The following is a 14,250-nucleotide window of genomic DNA, read 5'->3' on the forward strand; positions in this document are numbered from 1 at the left end:
ACGCCGCTCCGACGTCTCATCGGACAGGACCTCCCACACATTGATCGAGGACCTGTCACCACGGCTGACCATGCGATGACACTCGGAGGATGAGCCGATGCACGCCGGAGTGCCTGTAGCGGTGGTCGTACCCGCCTTCAACGAGCAGCTGCTGATCACCCGCGCCGTGGAGACTGTGCCGGAGATCGTCGATTACATCATCGTCGTGAACGACGGGAGCTCCGATGAGACGGGGCCGATACTCGACCGCCTCACCGCGAGCGAGCCGCGGTTGACGCCGATCCATCTGACCCCTAACCGTGGAATTGGAGGGGCGCTAAAGGCGGGCTATCGATATGCCCTCGACCACACAGATGCGCAGATAATCGGCACTCTGGCCGGTGACGCGCAATGCGATCCGACCTACATCCCCGAGATGCTCGAGGTCTTCACCCGAGAGCAGCTCGACTTCGTCAAGGCGACCCGCTTTCGCCACAAGGAAGCGTTACGTGCGATGCCGACCTACCGAGGAATCGGCAACCGGGTTATCACTGTCCTCACCAGCATCTCGACTGGTTACTACAACCTCACCGACTCACAGAACGGTTACGGGTTCTTCTCTCGTGGGGTCTTCGAACGCCTGGACTGGGATCTCGTGGGCGAACGATACGACTACGAGAACACTATGCTCACGGCCTTGGCCCGGCTGGATGCGAAGCTACTGGAGGTCGGCGTGCCAGCGATCTATGGTCAGGAGACCTCGACGATCAAGTTCCTCCCGACGACGGTTCGGGCGTTGAAGGCCGTCTCGTCCGGCTTCGCCCAGCGGTATGCCCAACATGCGCGAACCGCCGGGCTCGATGCCTTCACCGGGCTCATCGCCGCGGGGGCCAGCCTGAACACCGTGGGCGCTGCGGTGGCCGGCTCCGGAGTCCTGGGCCGACGCGCTTCCTGGCGCAGAAGCGGGTTCACCCTAGCCGCCGCTGGGACCGCAGCCCTCGTAGCCGGCATCGGGGTCGATGCTCGGAATGTCCAACGGCGGCGGCGCTGCGGGCGGTCAGTGTGACTTTGCGCAGAGTGGCCGGGTGCAGCAGCAATGCGTGCGCCGCGCGGAGTAGCCTGTTGGGTTGACGCACCGCATCGCCGACAGAATCCCGGGGACCCCATCGCATGTCCGACACCGTCGCACTTGGCCAGCCGACCGTTGGCCAGGAAGAACTCGACGCGATAGCCGACGTCTTCAAGTCCGGCTGGATCGCCGGCAACGGCCCGACCTCACGACGGTTCGAGGCCGCGTTCTCCGCTGCGACCGCCTCCGAGCACACGCTCGCAACGAGCAACTGCACTACTGCGCTTCAACTAGCTTTCCACTGCCTTGGCGCGGGCGCCGGCGACGAGGTGCTGGTGGCCGACTACACCTTTCCTGCCACTGGCCATGCCGTGATGCACACCGGCGCGACGCCGGTGTTCGTCGACGTCCTACCCGATACTGCTTGCATCGATCCCCAGGCTCTCGAAGCCGCCATCACTGACCGGACCGTCGGCATCGCGGCCGTCGACTATGCCGGCCAGACTGCGGACTTCGATCTGCTCGAGCGGATCGCAAGCAAGCACGGCTTGTGGCTGGGAGAGGACGCCGCCCCGGCCGCAGGCGCGATGCACAACGGCCGACCCGCGGGATCGTTTGGCGATGCCGGGTGCTTCTCGTTCCACGGCCGTAAGGGAATCACATCCGGCGAGGGCGGCGCACTGACCACCAGCCACGCTGACCTCGACGCGAAGGCTCGGAAACTGCATGCCTTCGGTATCGAGAGCGCGCTCTCACGTGCGGCGTCGAATGATCTGCCGATACCGCAGTTCGATGAGCTCGGATTCAACTACAAGCTGTCGGACATCGCCGCGGCAATCATGCTGGTGCAGCTCGAACGGATGCCCACTCTGATCGCCAATCGGACACGCGTCGCCGAGCGCTACAGCGACGAGCTGGCGGACAACGATCTGGTCACCCTGCCGGTCACTCGGCAAGGGAATGTGCACGTGTGGCAGGCCTACACGCTCACGCTCGATCCGACGGTGCACCGTGGCGAGCTCGCTCGGATGCTGCGTGAACAAGGCATACAGTGCAACATCGGAACCTATGCTTCACATCTGCAACCGCTGTACGGGTTCGCGCAGCAGTGCCCGGTGTCGGCCGACCTCTTCGAGCGGCACTTCACGATCCCCATGCACGCCAACCTGCGGGACGACGAGATCGAGCGTGTTCTCAACGTCTTGAAAACCTCCCTGCCCAAGGCCCGCGCCTAGTCCCGACCTGCCAACATCGGCTCGACTGGAGAAAGACAACAACCATGGCTGAGAAAACCGTCTTGTTCACCGGCGGCGCCGGATTCATCGCCGCGTACACGATTCCTATGCTCCTGGAGAAGGGCTACAAGATTCGTGTCCTCGACAACATGACCCGCGGTGATCGAGACCGGATGAACGAGCTCGCCCAGACCGGCAACGTCGAGCTCATCGAGCGCGACGTACGGTACGGTGGCGCCGTACGTGAGGCCATGCGCGGCTGCACCCACGCCATCCACTTCGCAACCGTGTCGATCAACAAGTCGCAGGCTGATCCGCATGAGTCTATCGATATCAACATGATCGGCAATCACAACGTTTTCGCCGCCGCTGCCGACGAGGGCGTCGAACGGCTCGTGTTCGCCTCGTCAGCGTCGGTGTACGGCGATCCGGAGCACCTGCCGATGCACGAGGACGACAAGCTCAATCCGCTCACCCCGTACTGCATCACCAAGCGGGCCGGTGAGGATCTGCTGGGCTTCTACCAGCGCCGGCAGGGCCTGACCTGGAATGCGCTGCGCTTCTTCAACGTGTACGGCCCCGGCCAGAAGACCGAGGCGTACTACACCTCAGTGATCAACCACTTCGTCAACCGGTTGCGTAACGGTGAAGCGCCGATCATTGATGGAGATGGCGAGCAGTCCATGGACTTCATCCACGTTCGTGACATCGCGCGCTCCGTCGTCGCGGCCCTCGAGTCGGAGCAGTGGGGCAAGCCAATCAACATCGGAACCGGAATTGACACGTCGATCGCGCAGTTGGCGAAGATTCTCATCGAGGCCGTGGGGGCCGACGTCGAGCCGCAGTTCAACCGGCGCGATGTGCTGGTCAGCCGTCGCGCGGCGGATATTTCACGAGCCAAGGAGATGCTCGGCTGGGAGCCAACTATCGACGTGTACGACGGTATGACGGATCTGGTTCGCAACGACCAGTCCGCAGGCTAGGTCCGTGGGCGTTCGCGAAGAGGGATTGCCGCCGAACCCGTACAATCCGCTGGCGTGGATCAGTGGCGACCCCGTGATCGGTGACGGCACCTGGATCGGCGCCTTCACGGTGATCGACGGCAGCGGCGGGCTGAAGATAGGCAAGGGCTGCGATGTCTCGTGCGGCGCGCAGATCTATACGCACGCCTCGACCAAACGGTGCGTGAGCGGTCGCGCCTACAACACCGTCGATCGCGCTCCTACCCAGATCGGTGACTACGTGTTCGTTGGCGCGAACGCCGTGATCCAGATGGGTGTGACCGTCGGCGACCGGGCCGTCATCTCGGCCGGCGCGGTCGTCGCGAAGGACGTCCCTGCCAACACGCTGGTCTCCGGGATACCTGCCGAAGCTCGGGCGCATGTCGTGGTCGAGGATGGCAGGGTGACATTCGTACCCTTGGACCACAAGACATTGGCCCCCGAGGAGTAACTCCCGCGTGCGTATCGCAGTCGTCAACAACTTCTTCCCTCCGCGTGTTGGTGGTAGTTCACACCTCTCTCACTCGCTTGCCGTCGGTTACGCCGAGCGCGGTCACGAAGTCATCGTGATCACGGCAGCCTACCCGGGCGCGCCACCGTACGAGGAGCAGGACGGCATCAAGATCTACCGTTTTCCGGCGATGGCAATGCCCAAGACCCGGTTGTCGGTGTCGTTCGACATGGCCTTTGCGACGCGCCCTACGCTTCGAGCTCGTACTAACCGTGTGCTGAAAGCCTTCGGTCCTGACGTCATCCACCAGCACGGGCAGTTCTTCGACCTCACCTGGAGCACCGGCCGCTGGGCGCGGGCCAACAACGTGCCGGTCCTACTGAGCGTGCACACTCGCCTGGAGAGCCCTGACAAGAACTACGAGAAGGTCTTTCGTGGTCTCGACGCGAGCATCGTGCGACCGACACTTAAGCGTTACCGACCCACCTTCGTGGTAATGGACGTGCTGATGGACCAGTACATCAAGGCGCGGTACCACGGCGCGATAGGAGGTCTGGTGAACATTCCGGTCGGCGTAGAGCTCGACCGGTTCCGCGGCGGTGATCCCCAAGTCGTCCGCGAGCGGCACGGGTTGGCGGCGGACACGCCGTTGATCGCCTCGATCGGTCACGTCATTCAGCTTCGAGACCGGATCGCGCTGATCGAGGCGCTGCCGAAGGTCCGAGCCCACGTCCCGAATGCGAAGCTCGCTGTCATCGGTGGCGTCTACTACGACCGCTACCTGACTCGTGCACAAGAACTCGGTGTTGACGACATGCTCATCAATACTGGTGCGGTGCCGCGTGACGACGTTCGCGACTACCTGGCGGCGGCAACGATCGAGTCGCACGAGCTCAACGGCTACGGATTCGGTACCGCGAGCCTTGAGGCGATGGGGGTAGGGGTCCCGATCGTCGCCGCGGTGCGCGGCGACAACTTCCCGGGAATCCCGCTCGTAGACGGCGAGAACATCTACCTGTTCGAGGTCGGCGACACCGACCAGTTGGCCGAGAAGGTTGTACGTGCGCTCCAGAACCCAGCAGAGGCCCAAGCGATCGGTCGTCGTGGCGCCGACCTCGTCGAGCAACACTTCACGATGAACGCGGTGCTCGATCAGCACCTTGAGACTCTCGGCAAGCTCAACGAGGCCACGGCCGGGTGCTGAGATGACAGATCCGACGGCTGCCTCAGGCCCGGGCGAGGAGCACCGTGGCGAGGACCCAATCGGCCCCCAGTCGCCTACAGGACCCGCCCTTGACCGTCCCTCGCGATCCAGTGAGGCGACCGGTGGTGCACAGGATGCGGCCCAACTCTCACCACTCGACGAAGATGACGAGCCGGCTTCGTCCGAACCCAAGGTGTACCGTCACCCGCTTCTTCACAAACTGGTTATCATCGGGCGCATTGTGGTGGTGCTGGCCGTCGCCGGTGCCGTCACGTACACGATGGTCGCTCACTGGGGCGAGATCGTGCAGACCTTCAGGGTGCTGTCGTGGAAGTCCATGGTTGTCACGGTGCTCGCTATCGCGGCGTCAATGGCGTGCAGTGTGAAGGTGTGGCAGCACCTGCTCGAGGCGATGGGCACCCAAATCCGCTTCGGGCACGCTGCCCAGGTCAACTTGGTCGGTCAGCTCGGCAAGTACCTTCCAGGTAGCGTCTGGGCGTTCGTGTTGCAGGCACAGCTTGGAAAGCAGTTCAAGATCCCTCGGGCTCGAGCGCTCGTCGCGCTACTGCTCGCGGCGGGCATGAGCATTGTGACGGCTGGCACGGTCGGCGCCCTCGCGGCCCCCTCGCTCAGCGAGACGTGGGGCGGCTGGGCATGGTTACTGCTGCTTGGGCCGCTTGGACTGGTGACTCTTGCCCCGCCTTTGTTGACCCGAATCGCGAATCTCGCCATCAGAGCGATGCGCCGTTTGGAACTAGATGCCAACCTGCGCGGCAAGCACGTGACGCTGGCCGCGCTCTGGTCCTTCGGCGCTTGGATCTTTCTTGGTCTGCACATCTGGCTGCTCACCGGTTCGCTCGCCCGGCAGACGGTCGGCGGGTACGTTCTCTGCATGGCCGCGATCGCCCTCGCCATGGCGGCAGGCTTCGTGGCGTTCATACTGCCGTCAGGAATCGGGGTCCGAGAGGCAATCCTGGTCGCCGGGCTCTCACCCATTGCCAGCGTCAGCCAAGCCCTGGCGATCGCGCTGGCCTCACGTATCTTGTTCACCTTCGCGGATCTGCTGAGCGCCCTCGGCGGGCTGATCGCTTCGCGGATCACTCTGCGCACTCGCGCGGGTGGCCATATCGCGGAGACTCGAGCGCTCTCGGAGCACCGCGGTGGAAAGTAGCCCTGCCATCTCGGTTGTGTTGCCTAGTCGTTCGGCGGGCGTCGCCGTCGCGATCGCGATGGCGAGCCCCGCGCCGTGTGCAATGCTCACCTCGATGCGCAGCACAGGACGTCCTGCGCCCAACCGGCCGACGATCTCGGCACGTGGCCGACCAGTCGCATCGGCGAGGACCTCGACGTCCCGCAACGATAGTCTCGCCCACTTGGAGACCGCTTTGATGACGGCCTCTTTCGCACACCACCGGCCTGCGAAGCTCTCGGCGGGCTCGGCCTGGGCGCGGCACTGAGCGATCTCGGTCCGCGTGTAAGCGGCCAAAGGCGGAGCAACGAAACGGTCGATCAGTTCAAGGTCGACGCCTACGCCCCACTCCAGCAAAGCGTTCATCGACTCGGCTCAGAGCGCCGGATCAATGTCGATCGTGACTCTGCGGGTGAACTCCTGCAGCAGATCGTAGCCGTCCCACAGCCGATTGAACGCCAGCGCTTTGCCGAACGGGACCATCCGATCGATGCCTCGGCCATTGAGCGCCACCGCCAACTCGCGGAGCTCGGAGGGCTCGAATCCGTGATAGGCCAGGGTTTGGTCACGGCGTTCGATATGCGGAGCCAGCTCGAGCAACGTGTCGAGGGACAGCGAGTAGAACAGGCCGCCTCCGCAGAACTCGCCGCGCACCTGGGGGAAGCTCTCGACGGTCAGCATCACCAGCTCGTTGCCTTCACGCCGCAGCGCCGACACGTCCGCGTCGATCATCGTGCGGTACGACTGCAGGATCTTCGCCACCGCGGTCGCGGTGTCGACCGAGTACCCCTTCGCATCGATCGACGCGCGAAGCCGGCTCATCAGGTCCCGAGCGCACTCCTCGACATCGTCCCGCTGGCCCACCCATACCACGAGCCGTGGTGACGAGCACCCGAGCTGGTCGAACCAGTAGGCGTCATTGAACAGCAGCGTGCACAACCGGTCGCGCTCGGCGGCGCCCAGAGCCTCGTAGGCCGTGGTCTTGATCGCGCCGAGCGAGAACCGGTCCGGGAACGTGAGCTCCTTCGCGTGTGGTGGCAGCGGGGAGCGGCGGATCGCATCCACCGTGCCGTCGCCGCCCCAGATGACCCGTACATCGCAGGCGGCGGACAGTGCATCGGTGATCTCCTGCTCGTGCCCGTACGTCACCATCGTCGAGGTCGCGGCGACGGCCGGGAAGTCACCAACCACATCGCGAATCGCGCCGACGATCGTTGCGGCCTGCTCGGTCGAGCGCTCGGACATCCGGACGATGTTCCGATTACCGGTGAGCGTCGCCAGGAGCCAGGAGTAGACGAAGAGGGTATCGACGTTAGCCGGCGGCACGTGGAAGACAGTGCCCCGCGGCATCAACAACTCGGTCTCGGTGCCGAGCGCCGCGAAGCTGTCGGCGAGCCGTCGTAACTCGGCCTTGCGCATCCAGAACGCCAGTGCCTCGGTCTCGGGCATGCCACGACCGATCTTGCTGAGCCGGCGGGACAACGCCGCGCCGAAATCGATGACCTCGTCGCCAAAGGGCGGTAGCGTCCTGGCACTCGAGATCGCGGCAACCACGGCATCGGTGTCTGAAGTGCGCTCCGTTGGTACCAGCTGGCGCAGCCGACTCATACGGTCACCGGCTGACGGTCGAAGGCGTGCGTGTCAGAGCAGCCGCGCAGCTCGGATCGGGGGACGCGCCCGATGATCTCCAGGCGCTTACCCGACCAACCGCCGTCGGCGGGGTCACCGACTCCGTGCACGACGCCGAGATCCTCCGTCAGGAGGACGTGTCCGGGATAGGACTGCGGCAGCACGCTGAGCACCTCGATGAGCCCGACCTCGCCGTCCCTCGCCGGTTGCCAGGTGAGGGGGTCACGAATGATCACATCGGCGAAGTTCGGCGGGTAGAGATAGCCGTCGTCGCCCTCCATGAACACCGAACCGACCTGTTCGACCATCCCGTAGTAGTTGTGCACTCGGCGCAGCCCCGTCGCCTCCCGAAAGGCCTGCTTGAACTGCACGTTGCCGACGGCTTCGTCCTGCAGCTTCTTCCATCCGCCGGAATGGATCAGAACGCCGTTGCTCAGGTCGACCTCGAGGCCGTGCTCACGGATCTGGCCGAGGAAGTACTTCCACACCATGAAGGTGAACCCAAACATCAGGATCGGACCGTCGCCGTACTCGGCGAGCCAGCGCCGCAACCCGTCGACGTCCAGTTTCATGTCGTCGTCGAGTGCATAGAAGTGCTTGCGTCCGTACTGGATCATGCCGAGCACGCCGGCGCCGCGCGCCGAGAACATCGCGCGGTTGCGCACTACGTTCGGAGTATCGATGACGATCATCGGCACCCGCTTGGGACCAAGGACCGTGGTCATGATCGTGCTCAGTGCCCGCGACTGTAGGTCGGCAGTGGTGCGATCGAGGATGATTCTGCTCACCGCTTGGCCGGTCGTGCCCGAGGACGTCATGGTCTTGAACACTTCGTCATCCGGCACGCTCTTGAGCAGATGTGACTTGAACAACGAGACCGGCAGATACGGGAACTGGTCCAACGATGACACATCGCGCCAGTCACGCGTGCCGAGCGAGCCGATGATTCTGGCGTACTCCGGGCTGCGCGCGGCATGACGGCGGGTCAGGTCGTTCAGCGTGCGCAGTAACATTCTCTCGCGGTCGGGCTGCGGGATGGTGAACTGCGCTCGCGAGAAGTACTCGTCGAGATTCACTTCTCCTCCTCCAGGCTTTCCTGCAAGCGGCGGTAGTCGACCTTGCCGCTAGACATCACCGGCAGTGTGTCGACTCGGCGGAGCTCGATCGACTTCGGCGGGAGGTTCAGATCCGCACACAACTGGCGTTGCAGCTGCTTGAACTCGTCCTGCGCGCCCCACTCGGTGAACATCACGATGTCGTCGCGCATTCCCGGTACGGCCGCGACCGGACCGCGTCCGGCGACCAACGCCTCGACCTCGTCGAGCGAGATCCGCACCCCAGAGACCTTCGCGATCCGCTTGGTGCGGCCGGTGATGTACAGAAATCCGTCCTCGAGCCGACCGAGGTCACCAGTCAGCAAGACGCCATCGGTCTGATCGCCATTCTGGAGATCATCGGGACGTTCGGCATAGCCCATCATCACGTTGGGGCCTCGATAACGCACCTCGCCAATCACGCCGTCACCAACGGCCCGCCCGTCCTCACCGACGATGCTTAGTTGCCCACCTGCGAGGGCCACACCGGCTGACCCAACGTGCTGGCGGGTGCCATTGACTCCGCGGCAGGCGATCCGTGGCGCGGCTTCAGTCTGACCGTACATGACATACATCTCGCCACCGCGCTCGGCCATGATGTCGGCAAAGCGTTCCACCTCCTCGACGGCAAGCTTGCCACCGGCCTGAGTCACGGCCCGTAAGGAAGGCAACTCCATGCGCTCGAGGCGCAGCCGCTTGAGCATCGCGAAGGTGCTCGGCACCCCGTTGAGGATCGTGACCCGGTGCTCGCGGACGGCGTCCCAGAACGCACCCTCGAACATGCTGGCGTCCGTGACGACAACGGCACCTCCCACCGCGAGGTGGGTATTGATGACGGACATGCCGTAGCTGTAGAAAAGCGGCAGCGTGGTAATGGCTCGGTCGGTGCCAGTCAGCGAGAGTGACTCGATGATCGATCTGGTATTCGCGTCGATGTTTCCGCGCGAGAGGCGCACGAACTTGGGGCTGCCCGTGCTGCCTGACGTAGTCAGCAGGATGGCGAGATCGGGATGCAACGAGGTCGGCTCACCGGACCGCCGGTACACCGCCGGGAGCACGTTTCGGTAGCCAGCCGGCACATGCCGCCCGCCCGGCGAGACGATCAGATCGGGACGATAGCGCTCCACGAGCGCGGTCGCGAAATCTGGGTTGAGCGTGGCATCCAGAAGCGCGATGGCGTGCCCGGCCGCGATCGCACTGCGATAGTGGATGATCGATTCTGTCGTGGCGTCGCCGAACAGGAACACCAAGCCGCGCTGACCGGTGGCTGCCGCGAACTCCGCGGCGGATCGGTCGAGATCGCCGTAGGTCGTGATCGCGCCAGTGGCCGCGTCGATCAGCGCAGCACGATCGACCAGAGACCCCGGCGCACCGGTCATATAAGCATCCCACCGTCGACGCCGATGACCTGCCCCGTCACATACGCTGACAAATCGCTCGCCAAAAACAGGATGGTCTTGGCGACATCTTCAGGGGTGCCGGCGCGGTTCATCTTCACCGACTCCACCCGCTCGGCGAACTTCGTCTCGTCGAGCGCACGGGTCATATCCGTATCGATGAAGCCCGGTGCGACGGCGTTGACCCGGATCTGCTGAGGAGCGAGTTCCTTGGCGGCCGAGTAGGTGAACCCGATGACTGCCGCCTTCGAGGCCCCGTAGGCGACCTGGCCGGAGTTGCCGACCCGGCCGATGATCGAGGCGAGATTAATGATGCTGGCCGACTTGCTCTTGCGCATCAGCCGGGCTGCTGCCTGCAGATGATGGATCGGGCCCGCCGTGTTCACCGCCAGGGTATGGTTGAGCGATTCCTCGCTGATCATGCCGATGAGCGCGTCGTCGAGGATGCCGGCGTTGTTCACGAGGATGTCGAGGCCGCCGAACTCGCGGCGGATCTCCTTGTAGGCCTCACGGATCTGCTCCGGATCGCTTGAGTCACAGGCAACCGCCATCGCACGCACGCGGTGCGTCGATTCGACACTCCCCACCGTTTCCTGGGCATGGTCGGCATGGTTGCGATAGCCGATAACAACATCGGCTCCAGCCTGCGCGAGCAGCTCAACAGCCGCCCGGCCGATCCCCCGGCTACCGCCGGTCACGAAGGCGGTGCGGTCAGCAAGATCGATTTCAACCGTCAAAGCTCACACCGTTCTTCGTCAGGATCTCTTTGGACTTCTCGAAGCTGCTCATGTCGATGACGTCCTCAGTCTCCAGCATGACATCGAACGCGTCTTCGATCTCCCCTACGAGACGCATGTGTGCGACCGAGTCCCACTGCTCGATCCCGCGGTACTTCAGGCTCGCCCAGTCCAACCGCTCCTCGTCGACATCCAGTGCCTCGGAGAACGCGGCCTTCAGCTTGGCTTCGTTGCTCATGTTTCTCACTTTCAACTTCAGTTGCCGCGCCCCTGAGTGGCATCGGCCAAAGACACGATTCTATCGAGCGGTCGGAGCACGTCTCAGTGACGTCACTCGCTATGAGTCTCCTGCTGCCAGGCGCGCAAACGCTCGGCAAGGTCTGCGGGAACTCCTTCGGGCATCTCACCGCGACCCAGGAGGTATTCGGTCATCGCATCGACCAGCTCGGGGGGTACACCGTTGCGCTCCAGTCCGACAGTATTGATGCCGGTCGTGCGAGCTGGGTTTCCCAGCGTAATAGCGAAAGCCGGTGCATTGCGCCGAACAGCACTCCCCATACCGACCATTGCACCGGGACCAACCTGCAGACGCTGATGCACGACCGAGGACATGCCGACATTGGCACCTGACCATACGCGCGACAGTCCACCTAGCATGACCGAGCAGGAGAGGATGACACGGTCGCCGAGGATGCAGTCATGACCGACATGCGTCTGCGTCATCAGGAAGCAGTCGTCGCCGATCCGTGTCGGATGTACGCTGCCGGGCTGGATGTTCGCGAACTCATGAATGACGTTGCGATCGCCGATGATGATCTCGCCGATCTCGTCTGAGCTCTCCCATACCGGTCCGTGCTTGACACCATAGATCTCCGGCGGGGTGCCTATGACAACGTGCGGACCGATCCAGTTGCCTGAGCCGATCGTTGTGTGGCCGGCGATCACTGAATATGGGCCGATGGTGTTCTGATCGCCCATGTGAACGTCAGGGCCGATCACGGCGGTCGGGTGGGTGTTGTTTGCCATCAGCTCACCTCCTGGTCTCGACATTGATCGTCTTACCGGTGCGAGCCGACTCCCGGATCGCCTCACCTACCGCGACCGCGGTCAGGCCGAGCTTGAGCGTGACGATCGCCGACTCCTTGCCCATGACGGCGTCGCGGAACACTTCGTGCTCGGTGCGCAACGGCTCCGGCTTGGGGAACGCGAACCGGGTCACATCGCCCTCGGTCATACCCCTGAAGTGGGCGACGTCCTGCCACTGAGACTCGACCGTGCCATTCGCGTAGAAGGTCAGGTCCCCTTCCAGAGTGCTCGCCTCGAAGGTGCCCTTCTCACCCGTGACAACGGTGACTCGCTCCTTCTTGGGCGAGAGCCAGTTCACCAGCACATTCGCGACCAGATCACCTTCCAGCTGACCAGTGACAGCAACAAGGTCCTCATGCTCGCGACCCGACTTGTGCGCCGTACGCGCACTCACGGCCTGGAACTCCCGGCCAGTGACGAAACCAACGGAATCAATGTCGTGCGATGCGAGATCCATGACCACGCCCACATCGGCGATGCGGGCTGGGAAAGGTCCTTGGCGACGGGTAGCTATCTGGTAGATCTCGCCGAGGTCCCCGGCGCTCAGCCGCTTCTGGAGCTGCTGAAGCGCCGGGTTGAAGCGCTCAATATGGCCGACTGCACCGATCAGGCCGGCCTTCTCGAACCGCTCAACCATCGCGTTCGCGGTCGCCGAGTCGCGGGCGACCGGCTTCTCGACCAGCATGTGGACGCCCGCAGAAGCAAGCTGCTCGGCCAGCTCGCCGTGCGCGGCGGTCGGCGCTGCGCACACGACGTAGTCCGGATCCAGCGCCAGTAACTGCTCGATCGATCCAAATACCGGCGCCGCCCCTGCTGCGCCGGCGGGATCACCCGCCGGATCGCACACCCCGACGAAGTCGACGCCGTCGAGCGCATGCAGGTTTCGGGCATGATTTCGGCCCATCGATCCAAGTCCGATGAGCCCCGCCTTCAGGTTGGCCATGCGGCTCACGCTCCGGCCGTTGCGACGGCGTTGACGGACTCGACGATCTTCTCGAGGTCACTCTGCGTCAACGATGGATGCACGGGCAGAGAGACGACCTCTGCCGCCGCACGCGCCGTCTCGGGCAGATCGACGTCAATTTCGAAGGAGGGGAGCTGGTGAGTCGGGATCGGGTAGTAGACGCCAGACCCGACGCCCTTGTCGGCCAGCTGTCGGACGAACTCATCTCGCTGGCCACCCACCAACCGAATGGTGTACTGGTGATACACGTGCGTAGCGTTGTCGGCGACCGGCGGCACGACGACGCCCCGTAGGTTCTCATCGAGGAACTTCGCGTTCGCCTGTCGCTTGGCGGTCCAATCGGCCAGCTTCCGGAGTTGCGCACGGCCGATCGCCGCGTGCACGTCGGTCATCCGGGTATTAAACCCGACGACCTCGTTCTCGTATCGCTTCTCCATGCCCTGGTTGCGAAGCAGCCGCACCATCCGAGCAAGCTGGGGGTCGCCTGTGGTGACCATGCCGCCCTCACCGGACGTCATGTTCTTCGTGGGGTAGAGGCTGAACGCGCCGAACGTGCCGAAGCTACCGACTCGCTTGCCGTCAAGCTCGGCCCCGTGTGCCTGAGCGGCGTCCTCGTAGATCGCCAGGCCACGAGCGTCAGCGATGCGGCGCAGCTCGGTCATATTGGCTGGGTGCCCGTATAGGTGCACCGGCATGATGCCAACCGTACGTTCGGTGATCGCGGCCTCGACAGCCCCCGGGTCGAGACAGAAGTAGTCCGGTTCGATGTCTGCGAACACCGGCGTGGCGCCTGCGAGCGCGACCGAGTTGCCCGTCGCTGCGAAGGTGAACGAGGGAACGATGACCTCGTCCCCAGCCTGAACGCCTGCGGCGATCAGCCCCATGTGCAGAGCCGACGTGCCCGAGTTCACTGCGACGCACTCGGCTCCAGCTACAAGATCGGCAAACTCCGTCTCGAAGGCCGACACCTCAGGACCCTGCGCGATCATCCCGGACTGGAGGACGCGGAGTACGGCGTCCTGCTCTTCTTGACCGATGATAGGAGCAGCTGCGGGAATCATTGCTGGCAAAGGAGACCTCCTCGTGGATCGCGAACTCGCGACCTCAGGCGCTGTGGATCGCATTCGAGCATACTGCCAGCCGGGGGTTCACCGATGCGCGCGCGAACATGGCGGTCGGCCGATGTCTCAGTAACGCTGCTCACAAGGCTGGCGC

At 63.9% G+C, this 14,250-nt stretch carries 14 protein-coding genes and 1 pseudogene; 6 read left to right on the forward strand and 9 right to left on the reverse strand.

From position 1 onward, the window contains the following. Positions 1-97: 97 nt before the first annotated feature. The 6 genes from DAA40_RS07595 to DAA40_RS07620 all read left to right on the forward strand — a co-directional run bounded on the left by DAA40_RS07595 (position 98) and on the right by DAA40_RS07620 (position 6,110). A complete protein-coding gene (locus DAA40_RS07595) occupies positions 98-1,045 on the forward strand; it encodes a glycosyltransferase family 2 protein (RefSeq protein WP_106849003.1) in 948 nt (315 codons plus the stop codon). A gap of 104 nt (positions 1,046-1,149) precedes the next feature. Then, complete coding sequence (locus tag DAA40_RS07600; RefSeq protein ID WP_106849004.1) at positions 1,150-2,283, forward strand: DegT/DnrJ/EryC1/StrS aminotransferase family protein; 1,134 nt, start codon at positions 1,150-1,152, stop codon at positions 2,281-2,283. 44 nt (positions 2,284-2,327) lie between these two features. After that, positions 2,328-3,266 (forward strand): NAD-dependent epimerase/dehydratase family protein, encoded by a 939-nt coding sequence (locus DAA40_RS07605; protein ID WP_106849005.1) that lies wholly within the window; start codon positions 2,328-2,330, stop codon positions 3,264-3,266. 4 nt (positions 3,267-3,270) lie between these two features. Beyond that, on the forward strand, positions 3,271-3,735 hold the full coding sequence (locus DAA40_RS16885) for a DapH/DapD/GlmU-related protein (RefSeq protein ID WP_106849006.1): 465 nt from the start codon (positions 3,271-3,273) through the stop codon (positions 3,733-3,735). 7 nt (positions 3,736-3,742) lie between these two features. Then, positions 3,743-4,939 carry a glycosyltransferase family 4 protein gene (locus DAA40_RS07615; protein WP_106849007.1) on the forward strand — a complete coding sequence of 399 codons (1,197 nt, stop codon included), beginning with the start codon at positions 3,743-3,745 and terminating at the stop codon, positions 4,937-4,939. Positions 4,940-5,183: 244 nt separating this feature from the next. Beyond that, positions 5,184-6,110 (forward strand): lysylphosphatidylglycerol synthase domain-containing protein, encoded by a 927-nt coding sequence (locus tag DAA40_RS07620; protein WP_158716302.1) that lies wholly within the window; start codon positions 5,184-5,186, stop codon positions 6,108-6,110. Between the two features lie 63 nt (positions 6,111-6,173). Here DAA40_RS07620 and DAA40_RS16970 read toward each other — a convergent pair. The 9 genes and pseudogenes from DAA40_RS16970 to DAA40_RS07665 all read right to left on the reverse strand — a co-directional run. Then, a pseudogene (locus DAA40_RS16970) lies at positions 6,174-6,494 on the reverse strand (holo-ACP synthase); the annotation flags it as partial. Positions 6,495-6,503: 9 nt separating this feature from the next. Beyond that, complete coding sequence (locus tag DAA40_RS07630) at positions 6,504-7,682, reverse strand: acyl-CoA reductase (protein ID WP_158716304.1); 1,179 nt, start codon at positions 7,680-7,682, stop codon at positions 6,504-6,506. 50 nt (positions 7,683-7,732) lie between these two features. Beyond that, positions 7,733-8,833: a hypothetical protein gene (locus DAA40_RS07635; RefSeq protein ID WP_234356269.1), complete on the reverse strand. Its 1,101-nt coding sequence runs from the start codon at positions 8,831-8,833 to the stop codon at positions 7,733-7,735. After that, a complete protein-coding gene (locus DAA40_RS07640; protein ID WP_106849011.1) occupies positions 8,830-10,230 on the reverse strand; it encodes an AMP-binding protein in 1,401 nt (466 codons plus the stop codon). The genes DAA40_RS07635 and DAA40_RS07640 overlap by 4 nt, the downstream gene beginning before the upstream one ends. Continuing rightward, positions 10,227-10,985 (reverse strand): SDR family NAD(P)-dependent oxidoreductase, encoded by a 759-nt coding sequence (locus DAA40_RS07645; protein ID WP_199849574.1) that lies wholly within the window; start codon positions 10,983-10,985, stop codon positions 10,227-10,229. Before DAA40_RS07645 ends, DAA40_RS07640 begins: the two co-directional genes overlap by 4 nt. Further along, positions 10,975-11,223, reverse strand: coding sequence for an acyl carrier protein (locus tag DAA40_RS07650; RefSeq protein WP_106849012.1), 249 nt, complete (start codon positions 11,221-11,223; stop codon positions 10,975-10,977). The genes DAA40_RS07645 and DAA40_RS07650 overlap by 11 nt, the downstream gene beginning before the upstream one ends. Before the next feature lie 92 nt (positions 11,224-11,315). Next, the gene (locus tag DAA40_RS07655; RefSeq protein ID WP_106849013.1) at positions 11,316-12,011 is read right to left on the reverse strand and encodes a UDP-N-acetylglucosamine acyltransferase; all 696 of its coding nucleotides are present in this window, start codon (positions 12,009-12,011) and stop codon (positions 11,316-11,318) included. A gap of 4 nt (positions 12,012-12,015) precedes the next feature. Continuing rightward, a complete protein-coding gene (locus tag DAA40_RS07660) occupies positions 12,016-13,014 on the reverse strand; it encodes a Gfo/Idh/MocA family protein (protein ID WP_106849014.1) in 999 nt (332 codons plus the stop codon). A 5-nt stretch (positions 13,015-13,019) separates the two neighbouring features. Beyond that, positions 13,020-14,096 (reverse strand): DegT/DnrJ/EryC1/StrS aminotransferase family protein, encoded by a 1,077-nt coding sequence (locus DAA40_RS07665; RefSeq protein ID WP_106849015.1) that lies wholly within the window; start codon positions 14,094-14,096, stop codon positions 13,020-13,022. Positions 14,097-14,250: the final 154 nt, after the last annotated feature.

The sequence above is a fragment of the Blastococcus sp. Marseille-P5729 genome, assembly GCF_900292035.1.
Taxonomy (GTDB): domain Bacteria; phylum Actinomycetota; class Actinomycetes; order Mycobacteriales; family Antricoccaceae; genus Cumulibacter.

Excerpts from the sequence above, each read along its gene's own strand:
- DAA40_RS07660 (WP_106849014.1), bottom strand. The coding sequence starts at position 13,014 with ATGGCCAACCTGAAGGCGGGGCTCATCGGACTTGGATCGATGGGCCGA.
- DAA40_RS07650 (WP_106849012.1), bottom strand. The coding sequence starts at position 11,223 with ATGAGCAACGAAGCCAAGCTGAAGGCCGCGTTCTCCGAGGCACTGGAT.
- DAA40_RS07655 (WP_106849013.1), bottom strand. The coding sequence starts at position 12,011 with ATGGCAAACAACACCCACCCGACCGCCGTGATCGGCCCTGACGTTCAC.
- DAA40_RS07600 (WP_106849004.1), top strand. The coding sequence starts at position 1,150 with ATGTCCGACACCGTCGCACTTGGCCAGCCGACCGTTGGCCAGGAAGAA.
- DAA40_RS07665 (WP_106849015.1), bottom strand. The coding sequence starts at position 14,096 with ATGATTCCCGCAGCTGCTCCTATCATCGGTCAAGAAGAGCAGGACGCC.
- DAA40_RS07595 (WP_106849003.1), top strand. The coding sequence starts at position 98 with ATGCACGCCGGAGTGCCTGTAGCGGTGGTCGTACCCGCCTTCAACGAG.
- DAA40_RS07605 (WP_106849005.1), top strand. The coding sequence starts at position 2,328 with ATGGCTGAGAAAACCGTCTTGTTCACCGGCGGCGCCGGATTCATCGCC.
- DAA40_RS07640 (WP_106849011.1), bottom strand. The coding sequence starts at position 10,230 with ATGACCGGTGCGCCGGGGTCTCTGGTCGATCGTGCTGCGCTGATCGAC.